Source organism: Olleya aquimaris (genome assembly GCF_003259525.1).
Classification (GTDB): domain Bacteria; phylum Bacteroidota; class Bacteroidia; order Flavobacteriales; family Flavobacteriaceae; genus Olleya; species Olleya aquimaris.
Genome location: NZ_QLLO01000008.1, coordinates 126,835 through 141,773 on the forward strand (window position 1 = coordinate 126,835; position 14,939 = coordinate 141,773).

The 14,939-nt window shown below is 32.8% G+C and carries 13 protein-coding genes; all 13 read left to right on the forward strand.

Annotation, left to right across the window (positions count from 1 at the left end; genetic code table 11):
* The first annotated feature begins 7 nt into the window (after positions 1-7).
* The 13 genes from LY08_RS11460 to LY08_RS11520 all read left to right on the forward strand — a co-directional run bounded on the left by LY08_RS11460 (position 8) and on the right by LY08_RS11520 (position 14,806).
* Positions 8-466, forward strand: a complete 459-nt coding sequence (locus tag LY08_RS11460; RefSeq protein ID WP_111660584.1) for a Fur family transcriptional regulator — start codon at positions 8-10, stop codon at positions 464-466.
* Between the two features lie 5 nt (positions 467-471).
* Complete coding sequence (locus LY08_RS11465) at positions 472-1,743, forward strand: adenylosuccinate synthase (RefSeq protein WP_111660585.1); 1,272 nt, start codon at positions 472-474, stop codon at positions 1,741-1,743.
* A 167-nt stretch (positions 1,744-1,910) separates the two neighbouring features.
* Positions 1,911-3,689: an OstA-like protein gene (locus LY08_RS11470; protein ID WP_111660586.1), complete on the forward strand. Its 1,779-nt coding sequence runs from the start codon at positions 1,911-1,913 to the stop codon at positions 3,687-3,689.
* A 5-nt stretch (positions 3,690-3,694) separates the two neighbouring features.
* Positions 3,695-4,882 (forward strand): aspartate aminotransferase family protein, encoded by a 1,188-nt coding sequence (locus tag LY08_RS11475; RefSeq protein ID WP_111660587.1) that lies wholly within the window; start codon positions 3,695-3,697, stop codon positions 4,880-4,882.
* 144 nt (positions 4,883-5,026) lie between these two features.
* On the forward strand, positions 5,027-6,415 hold the full coding sequence (locus LY08_RS11480; RefSeq protein WP_111660588.1) for a tetratricopeptide repeat protein: 1,389 nt from the start codon (positions 5,027-5,029) through the stop codon (positions 6,413-6,415).
* A gap of 53 nt (positions 6,416-6,468) precedes the next feature.
* Positions 6,469-7,479, forward strand: a complete 1,011-nt coding sequence (locus LY08_RS11485; RefSeq protein WP_111660589.1) for a DUF368 domain-containing protein — start codon at positions 6,469-6,471, stop codon at positions 7,477-7,479.
* Entirely contained in the window at positions 7,480-8,499 is a 1,020-nt protein-coding gene (locus LY08_RS11490) for a DUF368 domain-containing protein (RefSeq protein WP_111660590.1), read from the forward strand. It begins immediately after the preceding gene.
* Positions 8,468-9,229 (forward strand): shikimate dehydrogenase family protein, encoded by a 762-nt coding sequence (locus LY08_RS11495; RefSeq protein WP_245907584.1) that lies wholly within the window; start codon positions 8,468-8,470, stop codon positions 9,227-9,229. The genes LY08_RS11490 and LY08_RS11495 overlap by 32 nt, the downstream gene beginning before the upstream one ends.
* Before the next feature lie 101 nt (positions 9,230-9,330).
* Positions 9,331-11,244 (forward strand): DUF349 domain-containing protein, encoded by a 1,914-nt coding sequence (locus tag LY08_RS11500; protein WP_111660591.1) that lies wholly within the window; start codon positions 9,331-9,333, stop codon positions 11,242-11,244.
* A gap of 867 nt (positions 11,245-12,111) precedes the next feature.
* Positions 12,112-12,672 (forward strand): hypothetical protein, encoded by a 561-nt coding sequence (locus LY08_RS11505; RefSeq protein WP_111660592.1) that lies wholly within the window; start codon positions 12,112-12,114, stop codon positions 12,670-12,672.
* A 163-nt stretch (positions 12,673-12,835) separates the two neighbouring features.
* Complete coding sequence (locus LY08_RS11510; protein WP_111660593.1) at positions 12,836-13,375, forward strand: hypothetical protein; 540 nt, start codon at positions 12,836-12,838, stop codon at positions 13,373-13,375.
* Positions 13,376-13,562: 187 nt separating this feature from the next.
* Positions 13,563-13,976: a hypothetical protein gene (locus LY08_RS13490; protein WP_146603221.1), complete on the forward strand. Its 414-nt coding sequence runs from the start codon at positions 13,563-13,565 to the stop codon at positions 13,974-13,976.
* A 152-nt stretch (positions 13,977-14,128) separates the two neighbouring features.
* Positions 14,129-14,806, forward strand: coding sequence for a hypothetical protein (locus LY08_RS11520; RefSeq protein WP_111660335.1), 678 nt, complete (start codon positions 14,129-14,131; stop codon positions 14,804-14,806).
* Positions 14,807-14,939 lie beyond the last annotated feature (133 nt).

A 14,939-nucleotide genomic window follows, 5' to 3' on the forward strand; every position in this document is an offset into this window, starting at 1 on the left:
GGTATTTATGAGTGCAAAAACAGATATTAAAAATCAAGAGATTGTAAAAAACGTCTTCACTTCTTTTTTAGAAGACAATGGTCATAGAAAAACACCAGAACGATACGCTATACTCCAAGAAATCTATTCTAATGACGAACATTTTGATATAGAATCTTTGTATGATAATATGAAGAACAAAAAGTATCGTGTCAGTCGTGCAACGCTATACAACACCATAGAGTTACTTTTAGATTGTGGTTTAGTTAGAAAGCATCAGTTTGGAAAAAACCAAGCACACTATGAAAAATCCTATTTTGATAAACAGCATGACCATGTGATTCTTCAAGATACAGGAGAGGTTATAGAGTTTTGCGATCCACGTATCCAAGCTATCAAAAAAACAATTGAAGAAGTGTTTGATATCGAAATCTCTAAACACTCATTATACTTTTACGGAAACCGAAAAAAAACTAATAACAACTAACAAAAATGGCAGTAGATTTACTACTTGGTTTACAATGGGGAGATGAAGGCAAAGGAAAAATTGTCGACGTTTTAACTTCAAAATATAATATTATCGCACGTTTTCAAGGTGGTCCAAACGCAGGACATACTTTGGTATTTAATGGTAAAAAGCACGTGCTACACACCATTCCTTCAGGAATATTTCATGATGAAGCCACTAACTTAGTTGGAAACGGAGTGGTTATTGATCCTGTAATTTTTAAAAAAGAATTAGATAAGCTTGAAGAACAAGATGTAGATTACAGAAAATCGCTTCTTATTTCGCGTAAAGCTCATATTATTTTACCAACGCATCGTTTACTAGATGCAGCTAGTGAAGCCTCTAAAGGGAAAGCAAAAATTGGATCTACTTTAAAAGGAATTGGACCAACGTACATGGACAAAACTGGTCGTAATGGTTTACGTGTTGGTGACTTAGAATTAGACACATGGAAAGACAAATATCGTGCGTTAGCAGATAAGCACGAGTCTATGATTGATTTTTATAACGTCGATATCCAATACGATTTAAAAGAATTGGAAACCGAGTTTTTTGCAGCAGTAAAAGTTTTAAAATCTTTAAAATTTATAGATTCTGAAGAATATATTTATCAAGCTCAAAAATCTGGACAATCTATATTGGCAGAAGGTGCACAAGGGTCGTTATTAGATATCGATTTTGGAACGTATCCATTTGTAACATCTAGTAACACTACTGCAGCAGGTGCTTGTACTGGTTTAGGTGTTGCACCTAACCAAATTGGTGAGGTATTCGGAATTTTTAAAGCCTATACCACACGTGTAGGTTCTGGACCTTTTCCAACAGAGCTGTTTGATGAAGTTGGAGAAACTATGGGACGTGTTGGTCACGAGTTTGGTGCTACCACAGGACGTGCAAGACGTTGTGGTTGGTTAGATTTAGTTGCTTTAAAATATGCATGCCAAGTTAATGGTGTCACCCAATTAATGATGATGAAAGCAGATGTACTTTCTGGTTTTAAAAATTTAAAAGTGGCAACTGCATACAAATATAAAGGCGAAACTATTACGCATTTACCTTACAACATCGAGCCAGAAAATGTAGAACCAATTTACACAGATTTTAAAGGTTGGAAAGAAGACCTGACACAAATGTCTGATCAATCTACATTACCAAAAGAACTTAACGATTATATAGCGTTTCTAGAAAAAGAACTAGAAATCCCTATTACTATCGTGTCTGTTGGACCAGACAGAAAGCAGACTATTTTTAGATAATCTTACATATTATAACACTAAAAACCTGCTATTATTTATAGCAGGTTTTTTGGTATTAAATAAATCTTAATACATAATAGTTAGTCTATTAAATCGTTATTTTTGTGGCAAACAATTACATATTGAAAATTATTACCTACATATCCTTCCTTTGTATTGCATGTTTTATGCAGTTAGGACTAGCGCAACAAAAAACCATCGAGATTAAAGACTCTGGTGCGTTTGGAGATATTGATGAAGAAAACTTTCCAGGAGCAAGTATCTTAACCAGAAGCGATCAAGGTCAAGTCCATATCTATCATGATGGGATTGACATGTTTTGCGATAAAGCCATCTTTTATGGTAAAGAAGATTTTGTTGAAGCCTACGGAAATGTTAACATGAAACAAGGTGACACCATTAATTTAACATCAACCTACGTAGAATATTCTGGTAAAACACAACTCGCATTTGCTAGTGGTGATGTGGTATTAACAGACCCACAATCTACAATAACCACAGATACCTTATATTTTAACAGAGCCAAACAAGAATCTTACTATAAATCTGGAGGAAAAGTGGTCAGAGATACCTCTGGAACAATCACAAGTCGAATTGGTCGTTATTATATGACTAATAAAAAATACCGTTTTGTGGACAGTGTTAAACTGGTTAATCCAGATTACGTACTAAAAACCAAAACTTTAGATTATTATTCAGATACTGGTCATGCGTATATGTACGGACCTTCAACCATTGTTGGAGATAGTAGTAAAATTTATAGCGAACGCGGTTTTTATGACACCAAAAATGACACAGGTTATTTTGTTAGAAAATCAAGAATAGATTACGATAATCGTGTGGTTGAAGGTGATAGTATGTATTTTGATCGTAACCGAAACTTTGCGTCTGCAACTAACAATATAACAGTTACAGATACCATAAATAAAAGTATTGTAAAAGGGCATTATGCCGAAGTGTATCGTGCAAAAGATTCCGTTTTTATTACCAAACGTGCTTTAGCTATTACCACTCAAGAAAAGGATAGCATCTATATACATGCTGACACTTTAATGGTTACCGGAAAACCAGAACATCGTATTACCAGAGCGTATTACAATGCTAAAATTTATAAATCTGACCTAAGTGGTAAAGCAGATTCAATCCATGCAGACCATAAATCTGGACTCACACAACTAATTAATTTAAGACGTTTTAATAAAGGGGATGCTTTTTCTGCTGCTAGAAAACCTATACTTTGGAATGAAGAAAATCAAATGACAGGAGATACCATTCATTTAAAATCTAACCCAAAGACCGAAAAATTAGATTCGCTTGTCGTGTTTTACAATGCCTTTCTAATAAGTAAAGACACCTTATCTACAGATGGATACAATCAAATTTCTGGAAAGCGACTTATTGGTTTGTTTGATGACGACAATAACATTAAACAAGTCGATATTCTTAAAAATGCTGAGTCCATTAACTACACAAGAAACGAAAACCAAGAGTTAATTGGGATAGAAAAATCTAAATCTGCAGACATCATTATCTATTTTGAAAATAAAGAAGTTATAGAGTTGAGAAAACTATATCAGTTTGAAGGTAAACTTTACACAGAAGAAGATTTGCCAGCAAATGCTAGAAAACTTAGAGGGTTTGATTGGCGTGATGATGAGCGTCCACGATCTGTAGACGATTTATTTAAAGACGATCCTCCCTTGGAACTTCCCGTTATAAAAGGATTAGAACCTTATAATCCAGGCGAAGAATTTTTTGGTGTAGAATTAATTGGACGTGTTAATAAAGCCGATAAAGAAGCTAAAGATAAACAGCTTAACAAAAACAATGAAGCACCTAAAGCGTCTAGGACGATTCCTAAAAAATTTATGAAACCTGTTTTGGCTCCAACTAAAAAAGAAATTGCAATAGATAAAAAGCCAAAAACCGAAGAAGCAAACGATTGATTATAATGAAGGAAGACTTTCTTAAATATCAAGCACAAACCACACCACATCCATTAGCTTTAGAAGTCTCTCATGCCAAAGGAAGCTATATTTACGACACTAACAACAAAGTTTATTTAGATTTTGTTGCTGGTGTATCTGCTTGTACTTTGGGACATAGTCACCCAAAAATTATTGAAGCCATAAAAACGCAAGCAGACAAATACTTGCACGTTATGGTTTATGGCGAATATGCACAACAACCAGCAGTAGACTTATGCCAACTGTTAGCAAAACAGCTTCCAGAACCACTAGAAAACACATACTTAGTTAATTCTGGCACAGAAGCTATAGAAGGCGCTTTAAAATTAGCACGTCGTGTCACTGGACGTAGTCAAATTATTGCTGCACATAATGCGTATCATGGTAATACAATGGGATCGCTAAGTTTAATGGATTTTGAAGAGCGCAAAGCACCATTTAGACCCTTATTACCAGATGTTAGTCATATCACGTTTAATTACGAGCCACATTTTAAGCATATTACTACTAAAACCGCAGCTGTAATTGTAGAAACCATTCAAGGAGGTGCTGGTTTTATCGAGCCAAAAAATAAGTATTTAACCAAACTAAAAGCTAAATGTCAAGAGGTTGGAGCACTTTTAATTTTAGACGAAATCCAACCAGGAATGGGACGTACAGGTAAATTATTTGGTTTTCAGCATTACCAAGTTATTCCAGACATTTTAGTAACAGGAAAAGGGCTTGGTGGTGGACTACCAATTGGAGCGTTTACAGCGTCCAAAGCACATATGGACTTACTGCAAGACCATCCAAAATTAGGACATATTACAACTTTTGGCGGAAATCCCTTAATTGCAGCTTCCGCTTTAGCAACTTTAAAAGAAGTGACAGAATCAGACTTAATGTCACAAGCTTTAGAAAAAGAACAGCTTTTTAGACAACATTTAAAACATCCTTTAATCTCAGAAATAAGAGGACGCGGATTAATGTTAGCAGCCATAACTACTTCTGCAGAGGTCACTAATCAAGTGGTTTTAGAAGCACAAAACCAAGGGTTAATCCTATTTTGGTTACTGTTTGAACCTAAAGCCATAAGGATAACACCACCTTTAACCATCACAAATGATGAAATAATTAAAGGTTGTGGCATTATTATTGAAATATTAAATAAAATAAGCGACCACAATTAAATGCTAAGTCGCTAACAATCAGCCTAAAAACACATAAAAACCAGTAATTGTTGATTACTTTGTTAAAAACAAAAGTGAGTGATACCACTATAAAAAGTAAGAGAGCATTACATTTATTACAATAGAAACACTTAAATAGTGCCTATGGAGTTTAGTCAAGAAGAACCAAATAATGTATCGTTAACAAAATTCGAATCGATGTTAAAAACAAACAATGTGTTGTTTTTCGATTCGGAAGAATTTGAAAATATTATTCACCATTACCTAAATCAAGGTAAAGTGTCTCTAGCAAAAAAAGCGATTAAATTAGGTTTAGAACAACATCCCACTTCCACAAATCTAAAATTATTTAAAGTCGAAATTTTTGTTTTTGAAAACAAGCTTAAAGAAGCCAACCAAATGTTGGATGCTTTACATGTTTTAGAGCCTTCAAATGAAGAAATTTACATCCAAAAAGCTAATATTTTATCTAAAGAAGATAAGCATGAAGATGCCATTAACGTACTTAATATTGCTTTAGATTTATCTGAAGAAACTTCAGAACTACACTCATTAATAGGTATGGAATACCTGTTTTTGGATAATTTTGAAGAAGCTAAGCAAAGTTTTATTCGTTGTTTAGATGAAGATTCAGAGGATTATTCGTCTTTATATAATGTTATTTATTGTTTTGATTTTTTAAATGAAAACGAAGAAGCGATTCATTTTTTAAATTCATATTTAAACAAACATCCTTATTCTGAAGTAGCTTGGCACCAATTAGGGAAGCAATATTTCACTTTAAAAGAATACACTAAAGCATTAAGCGCTTTTGATTTTGCCATCATATCTGATGACAGATTTGTAGGTGCTTATCTAGAAAAAGGTAAAGTTTTAGAAAAATTAAAACGCTATGACGAAGCTATAGAAAACTACATTCTTACCATGGAGTTGGATGATCCAACCTCGTTTGCTTTGTTACGTTTAGGATGTTGCTATGAAAAACTTGGGCAAATAGATTTAGCTAAACAATACTATTATAAAACAGTAAAAGAAGACCCTTTATTAGATAAAGGCTGGATTGCTATAACTAAGTTTTACAACAAACAGCAAAATTATCAGAAAGCATTATATTATATTAATAAAGCTATTAATATTGATGCAGATAATGTTATTTACTGGAAGTTATACGCACAAATTAATCACAGATTAAACTTTCTTGAGGAAGCAGAACGTGGTTACAAACGTGCTTTAGAATTAGGTAATTACGAACTAAACTCGTGGTTACAAAGAGCTGATATTTTAGTACAATTAGGCGAGCCCGAAGCTGCTAGTTACAATTTAATTCAAGCAGCAGAGTTTTACCCTGAAAATGCCGAAATAGAATACAGATTAGCTGGCATCTATTACAGTCTTTTAGAAACCGAAAAAGGGAGTTATCATTTAAAAAATGCCTTGTCGTTTAATCCAGAATTTTTATTTGTAGTAGAAGAATTATTTCCTAAAGTATACCAATCTACCACGTTTACAAACGCATTAAAAAAGTTACAATAATCTTTACTTAAAACGAATTTTGCATACCTTTGGTTACTCACAAAACTTAAACCATGCAAAGACGTTTTAAAGATTATCTTGTTGTAAGTTTAAAAGGTATAGCAATGGGAGCAGCAGATGCAGTTCCTGGTGTTTCGGGTGGTACCATCGCATTTATTTCTGGTATTTATGAAGAATTAATTGCTACAATAAGTGGCATCAACCTATCCTTATTAAAAACCCTTAAATCCAAAGGATTTTTAGCTTTTTGGAAACAATTAAATGGTAATTTTCTGCTCGCATTACTCACTGGGATTATAGTTAGTTTTGTCTCGTTTATGCGACTGGCAAAATATTTAATAGAAGAACATCCAGTATTAATTTGGTCGTTCTTTTTTGGGCTAATAATAGCCAGTATATTTTTTGTTGGTAAGCAAATTAATAAATGGACAATTAGCACCATTTTAGCTTTAATTATTGGTGCTGCTGCAGCTTTTTACATTTCTAGTCTTCCGTCTTTAGCCAGTAATACAAACAGTTATTTTTTACTTTTTGCTGGTGCAATCTCTATTTGCGCTATGATTTTACCAGGTATTTCTGGTAGTTTTATTCTGGTTATTTTAGGTGCTTACAAAACATTAAGCGATGCGTTTCATGATTTTGACTTCAAAAAAATAGCCCTATTTGCTTCTGGAGCAATCGTGGGACTGTTAAGCTTTAGCCATCTTTTAAAATGGTTATTTAAAAACTACCATAATACGACTTTAGCCATTTTAACAGGCTTTATTTTAGGCTCTTTAAACAAGGTTTGGCCTTATAAAAAAACAATTTCTGTTATGGAGGAAACTTCTGGAACAGTTTTGGAGTTTTCAGGACTATCTAAATTTGAAACCTTAAGTGTGTACCAAAAAAGTATTGGCGATTTTGATAGCTATAAAACTGTTTTAGAACAAAGTGTATTGCCTACAACCTACTCTAACATTAATGCCAATGCAGATACACAATTATTGTTTGCAATTGGTTTAATGATTGCTGGATTTTTAACTATTTTTATTCTTGAAAAAATAGGTAATAAAGCCCAATAAATGGAAAACACACGCACACTAAAAGACAAGCTTTTCTTGATTTTAAAAGGATTAGGAATGGGAGCTGCCAATAAAGTTCCTGGTGTTTCTGGTGGTGTGGTTGCGTTTGTTGCTGGGTTTTATGAAGAGTTTATACAGTCTTTACAAAAAGTAAATGGCAAAGCGTTTAAGTTATTGCTTAAAGGAAAATTCAGATTATTTTATCATTACATTAATGGTCGTTTTTTAAGCTTGTTATTTTTTGGAATGGTAGTAAGCTATTTTAGTGTTTCTAAACTATTAGATTACCTAATTACGCATTACCAGTTGTATGTTTGGAGCGTCTTTTTTGGGATGATTATTGGCTCTATTTACTACATTAGTAAAGATTTTAAAGACTGGAAAACTACCACATACATTGCTCTTGCAATTGGTGCCTTTTTAGGATTAAGCATTAGTTTTTTAGATCCAGCAACAGAAAATGACAACTTAATTTTTGTGTTTTTCTGCGGAATTATTAGCGTGTCTGGTATGACACTTCCTGGGTTTTCTGGATCGTTTATATTAATTTTATTAGGTAATTATGTGTTGCTTTTAGTAGATTCTGTGAACGCTTTATTTGATACGTTTTCAGAAATATTTACTGGTGATTTCAGTTTTGTATCAAACTTAGAACGTATCAGAATGCTTAAAGTATTAGCAGTTTTTACATTGGGCTCTGTGGTTGGATTGGTAACCTTTTCTCATGCCTTAAATTATATTTTAAAGCATTATAAAAGTGTTACTATAGCCTCAATAATTGGATTTATTGTAGGATCTTTAGGTGTGGTTTGGCCTTTTAAACACACTGTTTATAAAATGCAAGCAGAAGGACATTTTTTGTTAGACTCTAGAGGACAAAAAATAATTGAAAACTATGAGCGTTATTGGCCAGAATTAAATACCCAAACCTACTTAGCAATGTTTTATATTGTGGTTGGTATAGCAATAGTATTAGCATTAGAACTCTATGGACAAAAAACCAGACAATCGCATGCGTAAATTTGGATTAATTGGTAAGGATATCTCCTACTCGTTTTCTCAAAACTATTTTACTTTAAAGTTTAAAGACGAAAACATTACCAATGCAACCTATCAAAATTTTGATATTCAAACTATTGAAGATTTTAAACAGCAAATCTTAACCACCAATAACCTTGCAGGTCTTAATGTTACTATTCCATATAAAGAAAGCATCATCCCTTTTTTAGATCGTTTAGATAAAAAAGCAGAGAAAATTGGTGCAGTAAACACTATAAAATTCACAAAAAAAGGACGTTTAAAAGGCTATAATACAGATGTTTATGGATTTAAAAAATCTATTAAGCCACATCTTAAAAAACACCACAAACAAGCCTTAATTTTGGGTACAGGAGGTGCAAGTAAAGCAATTGCATTTGTATTAAAAGAGCTAAATATGACTTATCATTTTGTGTCTAGACAAGCCTCAAAAAATACTAAATATACCTACGACACACTTACCCAAGAGGATATTAGTCAACATCAAATCATTATTAATTGTTCGCCAGTAGGCACGTTTCCAAAGGTAGAGGAAGCACCAAATATTCCGTATCAAGGTATTACGGATAAACATATTTTATTCGATTTAATATACAATCCTTCAGAAACACGTTTTTTAAAACACGGACAATCAAAAGGAGCAGTCACGATTAATGGATACAACATGTTAGTGTTTCAGGCAGAAAAATCTTGGAAAATCTGGAACAAATAACAGTAAACTAAGACTAAACCCACAAAATATTTGTAGTTTTTCAAGTAGTTACTATCTTTAAAAGCTAAATACACATAAAAACAACCTAAACATTTATACAAATGTCAGAGCAAGATAACCTGCAACAAGCAGATGGAACGGAAGAAAAAAACGAAAACGTACAACCAGAATCACCACAAGAAAACGTTGCTACACCAAAGGGTAACGACGATCAAGATGCGGTTTTAAATGAAATTGACGACTCAAATGCAGAAGATGCAGAAGATGAAGGTAATGCAGAACGTCATAACATAGAAGAGGTTGATTACGAGTCGTTAAACTTAGAGCAACTAGTAATTCAGCTAGAGCGTTTGGTTAAAAACGAAAAAGTACAAGCCATAAAAAAACCGGTTGAGGCTATAAAAGCGGAATTTGACAAACAATTTCAGGAGCTTTTAGACGAGAAAAAAGAAGAGTTTTTAAGCAATGGTGGTAACGAGATTGACTTTAGATACCACACACCATTACAACGCAGTTTTAAAGACATCTATAAAGATTATAGACAACGTCTAACTGCGCACTATAAAACTATCGAGCAAAACCATAAACAAAATTTAAGCAAACGTTTAGAGATTATCGAGCAGATAAAAGCATTAACAGAAGATGCAGAAGACTCGATGAATACCAAATACAAAAAATTTAAAGAGCTTCAAGACCAATGGAAAACAGCTGGTCCAATACCAAGAGACAAGTATAATAATGCTTGGAATAGCTACCATTTTAATGTCGAACGTTTTTATGATTTATTACATTTAGACAGGGACCTTCGCGACAAAGATTTTGCACATAATTTAGAGTTAAAAACTAAAATTATTGAGCAAGCAGAAGCATTAGCCAACGAAGAAAACACCAACAGAGCGTTTAGAGAACTTCAAAATTTACATAAAATTTGGAAGGAAGAGCTAGGACCTGTAGCAAGAGAACACAGAGAGCCAATCTGGGAACGCTTTAAAGAAGCAACTAAAAAGATTAATGCTAAGCGTCAGGAATATTTTAAAAACCTAGATACGTTATACGAGCAAAATTTAATTAATAAGCAAGCCATTATTACGCTTATTGAAGAAAAAACTAACGAAAACATTACCAGTCACAGTGGTTGGCAAAATAAAATAAAAGAGATTGAAGCGCTTCGCGAAGAGTTTTTTAAAGCAGGAAAAGTACCCATTAAAGTTAATGAAGCTACATGGGCTAAATTTAAAGAAGCTGTAAGACGATTTAACCGCAAGAAAAACGAGTTTTATAAAAATCTAAAAAAAGACCAATACGTAAACTTAGAAAAAAAGTTAGAGCTTGTAAAAATTGCAGAAGCCAATAAAGACAATGAAGATTTTGAGGCTACCACTGCGTTAATGAAAAAAATACAAAGCGACTGGAAGCGCATTGGACACGTCCCAAGAAAAGACAGCGATAAAATCTGGAAGCAGTTTAAAAGCGCTTGTAACCACTATTTTGATCGTATAAAAGCCCAACGTCATGCTGCAAGCGCAGAAGAAGAAGCTGCTTACACTCAAAAAGAAGCAGTATTAAAAGGCATTAAAGCATTACAACTTACAGGAGAAAAAGCTACCGATTTAAAAACTATAAAAGAGCACATAAACAATTGGAAAACCATTGGTCGTGTACCACGTAATAAACGTCAAATAGAAAGCGACTTTAATACAGCACTGGACCAAGTGTTTAAAGCTTTAGATTTAAACAAAACGGAAGCCGAGTTAATTAAGTTTGAAAACAAACTAGACCAATTAAGTTCTGGTGATGACACCAAAGCATTGGATAACGAGCGTTTTTACATCCAGAAAAAAGTAGATGAGATTAAAGGCGAAATCAACCAATTAGAAAACAACTTACAGTTTTTCTCTAATGTCAAGTCTGATAACCCATTGGTAAAAGACGTCCATAAAAACATTAAAAAACATAAAGACGATTTAAAGTTATGGACCACAAAACTGAAAAAAATTAAAGGGCTTTACGCCTAGAATAAAACAACAAAAAGTTGTCATAACTGGAAAAATAATCCCAAAAAAACATATATTAGTTGTCATATAACTAGTTGCCTACAATTGCAAAACTCAATTCAAAACGTGTAAAACCGAAAATAAAAACCACTGATTTTAAGCTAACTTTATTATTCTTTAGCTAACGTAAAGTGCACAGTTAACCTATTCAGAATTTTAGCCAGATTGTGGATCTAAAATACCGATTAAAAGCCTGATAGTTTTTCGCGATTTTTTTTAGAATTTTAAGTTAGTAAAAACCAAAAAGCACGTAATACAGAATTTCACTCTGACGTAACAACTACGCAAACCGAATTAGCTTGTTGCTCAAAAAAGTAAAATTTAAAAACTGTAGGCAACACAGCATATAAAAAATTGTTTACTTTAGTACTTAAGTTATGGAAGTTGCTTATTTACTTACTGCTGAAATTCCTTCGGAATTTCATTGCGCGCAAATCACAACTTTCCATATCCAACACGTTGCCTACAATTGCAACGCTCTATTCAAAACGTGTAATACCGAATATAAAAACCACTGATTTTAAGCTTACTTAAATAGTCTTTAGCTAACATACAGTATACAGGTTACCAATTCAGAATTTTAGCCTGATAATGTAAAGAATACGATCTTCCGATATTCACTCAGACGCAACAACGACGCAAACCGAATTAGCTTGTTTCTCAATAAAAGTAAAAATTAAAAACTGTAGGCAACAAAGCATATAAAAAATTGTTTACTTTAGTGTCTAAATTATGGAAGTTGTTTATTTACTCACTGCTGAAATTCCTTCGGAATTTCATTGCTCGTAAACACAACTTTCCATATCCAACAACGTTGGCAAACATTTGATGAAACGCATATTTAAAATAATCGGAATACTTTTAATCGTAGTTTTTGCTTTGGTATATTTTTTTTCAAATTATATAGCAGGACCTTTAGCTGCTTGGAATTCTCAACAAGTATGGAAAGAATATGAAAAAGAGCATTTGGAAACTCAATCAATCGATAATGAAATAATTGGAGTTTACGAATATCAATCCGAAAATAAGGAAGAAAATCATTCTATTTTCATTGACATAGTTGACAATAAATTAGTTGGATTCTATTTCGGAACTGAAGACGGAAGTGGACACGGAATTTTTCATTACGGAAATCCACTCTTGAATTTTAAGCTGACTGAAAACGAAATTGCGTTTGAAATTGGACAAAGAGAATTATTTGAAACAACACGAAATAAAGTTTACGAAGCGGACGAAAATTCGAAAAAAGAAATCGCTGTTGGAATCTCTAAAAGTCCTTTAAAATATTCTGGAGAATTGACCGAATTCGGATTTGAATTAAATTGCGAATCTGAATTTAAAGATTGTTGGGAGAATAAAATGGAATTTAAAAAAGTTTACGATTTATAAAAAACGATTTGCCAACAACGTATAAAATTAATTGCTAGTTATAGCCTACTTACGAAAGTCCTCGCGGACTTTCTATCTGTGATTTATTTGCTAACTTTAGTGCTTAAAACACGCAACTAATCTTATACAAAACCGTTGTAACACATTTGACCAAATCAAGAAAATGCAGGAATTTAAAAATTGGAAAGAGTTTATTAACCGAGTTTTACTTGACAGCGGACATTTTGAAAAACGGGAACAGAAATCTAAAAATCAGACAGATACTGAATTTTTTACACTCAAGAAAAATCCACAAACGGAATTGGAAGTTGGTTACTTGCAAGACAGATTGATTTATTGCAACATAACGAATCCAACAGTTCCTGGATATAATAAATATGTTGAAGGCATATATTTTTATGCTAATTACTTTAAAGAAAATGATTTTTACGGAGACCCAGCATTGGAATTTAACGAAATGAATCGGAATGGAATTCTATCGATTCTGAAAAATGGGCTATCGGGAAAAGAAGTTCAATTTGTGAAAAATAACAAAGTTTTAAAATCTAAACTTTATGTTCTTGAATCTGACCCAAAATTCAATTACAGTTATGATTTTACTGGACGGAATTTTTGGAATAGATTATTCAATCAAAGAATTGAAAAGATGAAAGGAATTGAAAAAAGAGAAATAGAGCTGAATAAAATATTTGGCGGAATATAAAAAAAACGTGTTACAACAACGTGTATAATTAATTGCTTTGGTCGTTGTTTATTTAGAAAATTCCTTCGGAATTTTCTCTGGCACGTTTTTGTTTACTAAATTAGTTGCTTAACCACGCAACTAACCATACACAAACACGTTGTGCATAATGTAAAGCAACGTTACGGAGAACTGAAAATCGACTGAATTGAAAAACAGAATTTCTATAACTGAATATCTGAAAAATGAGAAAAAACAACGCCTGATTTACGGTGGAATTTTACTCTTGTGGATATTTGTCGGACTGAATTTCGTGAAATATAAATATGACTTTAGCCCATTCAGAATTGATATGCTGATTTTAATGATTGTCTCTACTCTACTGTTGATTGGACCGATTATTATAAATAGAAAAATAATGTGGATTGGCGCTTTTGGATTTGCTTTGTTGCACGGACTTTGGACAACCTACAAAGTGACATTTGGAACTTTAGTGGATTTTCACAGAGATTATGTTCCAAGTCCAAATTGGAATTTGAATGATATCGGAGTTTCTATTTTGCTAATTACTGTCTCGTTTTTAGTGACGTGGCTTATTTGGAAAATGAAACCTAAAAAATAAAAACACTATGCACAACACTGGCTATAGTTCATTGCGGCGGAATTTCCTATCGGAAATTCCTGTGTATTTGCAATGTTTGGTTTACGGCGGAATAATTCTGCCGAATCATTCCGCTACGAAACCATAGCCTAAACCGTTAGCCATAATTAAGAATGACCAGAACTTACATCATATTTTTACTTCTATTAATCGGATGTAAATCTGAAAAAAAAGAAGACTACTATTCTGAAGAAAAAAATGAAATTGAACATATCGATTTTAATCTTCCGACTTTTGGAAAATGGACGGAATGTTACGCAGATAAATCAGTAAAATTATACTTTGACGAATTATCAATTTCTGATAAGTTTAAAACTCTAGGAGTTTATTTAAACAATTATACATTTTCAAAAAAAGACAGTCTAGATGTTCTCGATTTTGAAGATTATGCTGTTTTTATGATTAACAAAAATGAGCAAAAATGGAAATTGACTGGGAACGATTTAGAAAGAATATTTCGAGTTCAAAAAAAGAAAACTGGAACTATTAATGTTGACAGATTGGAAGCTTTAAAAAAAGTGTATTCTGACACAACTTTTTTACATTCCGAAAAGCCAATTGTTATTGAAGAATATAAACCGAATGAAAACATATTATCTGCTTTAAAATTAATAAAGCCTTATTATGACGACCACGATATCATAGTGGTTTATGTATACAATTTGATTCTTATAAATAATCATCTTGTTTATGGTGGATATTATTTAGACCTAAACGGAATTGAATCTCTTGAAAAGGCAAAAGAAATGAATGACATAATAATGACTAAATTTCTTGAATCGAATAAATAACTATGGCTAACAACGTATATAAAAAATTGCTATTTTAGGCTAAATTTAAAGGTCGTTGCACGTTTGCTACGTCTGAATTTCCTTCGGAAATTCCTCGCACGCAAACCCGCAACTTTCCATATACAATCACGTT

What these genes read in the sequence shown, in the direction of transcription:
- LY08_RS11460 (WP_111660584.1), top strand. Translation starts at nt 8, where the DNA reads ATGAGTGCAAAAACAGATATTAAAAATCAAGAGATTGTAAAAAACGTC.
- LY08_RS11465 (WP_111660585.1), top strand. Translation starts at nt 472, where the DNA reads ATGGCAGTAGATTTACTACTTGGTTTACAATGGGGAGATGAAGGCAAA.
- LY08_RS11470 (WP_111660586.1), top strand. Translation starts at nt 1,911, where the DNA reads ATGCAGTTAGGACTAGCGCAACAAAAAACCATCGAGATTAAAGACTCT.
- LY08_RS11475 (WP_111660587.1), top strand. Translation starts at nt 3,695, where the DNA reads ATGAAGGAAGACTTTCTTAAATATCAAGCACAAACCACACCACATCCA.
- LY08_RS11480 (WP_111660588.1), top strand. Translation starts at nt 5,027, where the DNA reads ATGGAGTTTAGTCAAGAAGAACCAAATAATGTATCGTTAACAAAATTC.
- LY08_RS11485 (WP_111660589.1), top strand. Translation starts at nt 6,469, where the DNA reads ATGCAAAGACGTTTTAAAGATTATCTTGTTGTAAGTTTAAAAGGTATA.
- LY08_RS11490 (WP_111660590.1), top strand. Translation starts at nt 7,480, where the DNA reads ATGGAAAACACACGCACACTAAAAGACAAGCTTTTCTTGATTTTAAAA.
- LY08_RS11495 (WP_245907584.1), top strand. Translation starts at nt 8,468, where the DNA reads ATGGACAAAAAACCAGACAATCGCATGCGTAAATTTGGATTAATTGGT.
- LY08_RS11500 (WP_111660591.1), top strand. Translation starts at nt 9,331, where the DNA reads ATGTCAGAGCAAGATAACCTGCAACAAGCAGATGGAACGGAAGAAAAA.
- LY08_RS11505 (WP_111660592.1), top strand. Translation starts at nt 12,112, where the DNA reads ATGAAACGCATATTTAAAATAATCGGAATACTTTTAATCGTAGTTTTT.
- LY08_RS11510 (WP_111660593.1), top strand. Translation starts at nt 12,836, where the DNA reads ATGCAGGAATTTAAAAATTGGAAAGAGTTTATTAACCGAGTTTTACTT.
- LY08_RS11520 (WP_111660335.1), top strand. Translation starts at nt 14,129, where the DNA reads ATGACCAGAACTTACATCATATTTTTACTTCTATTAATCGGATGTAAA.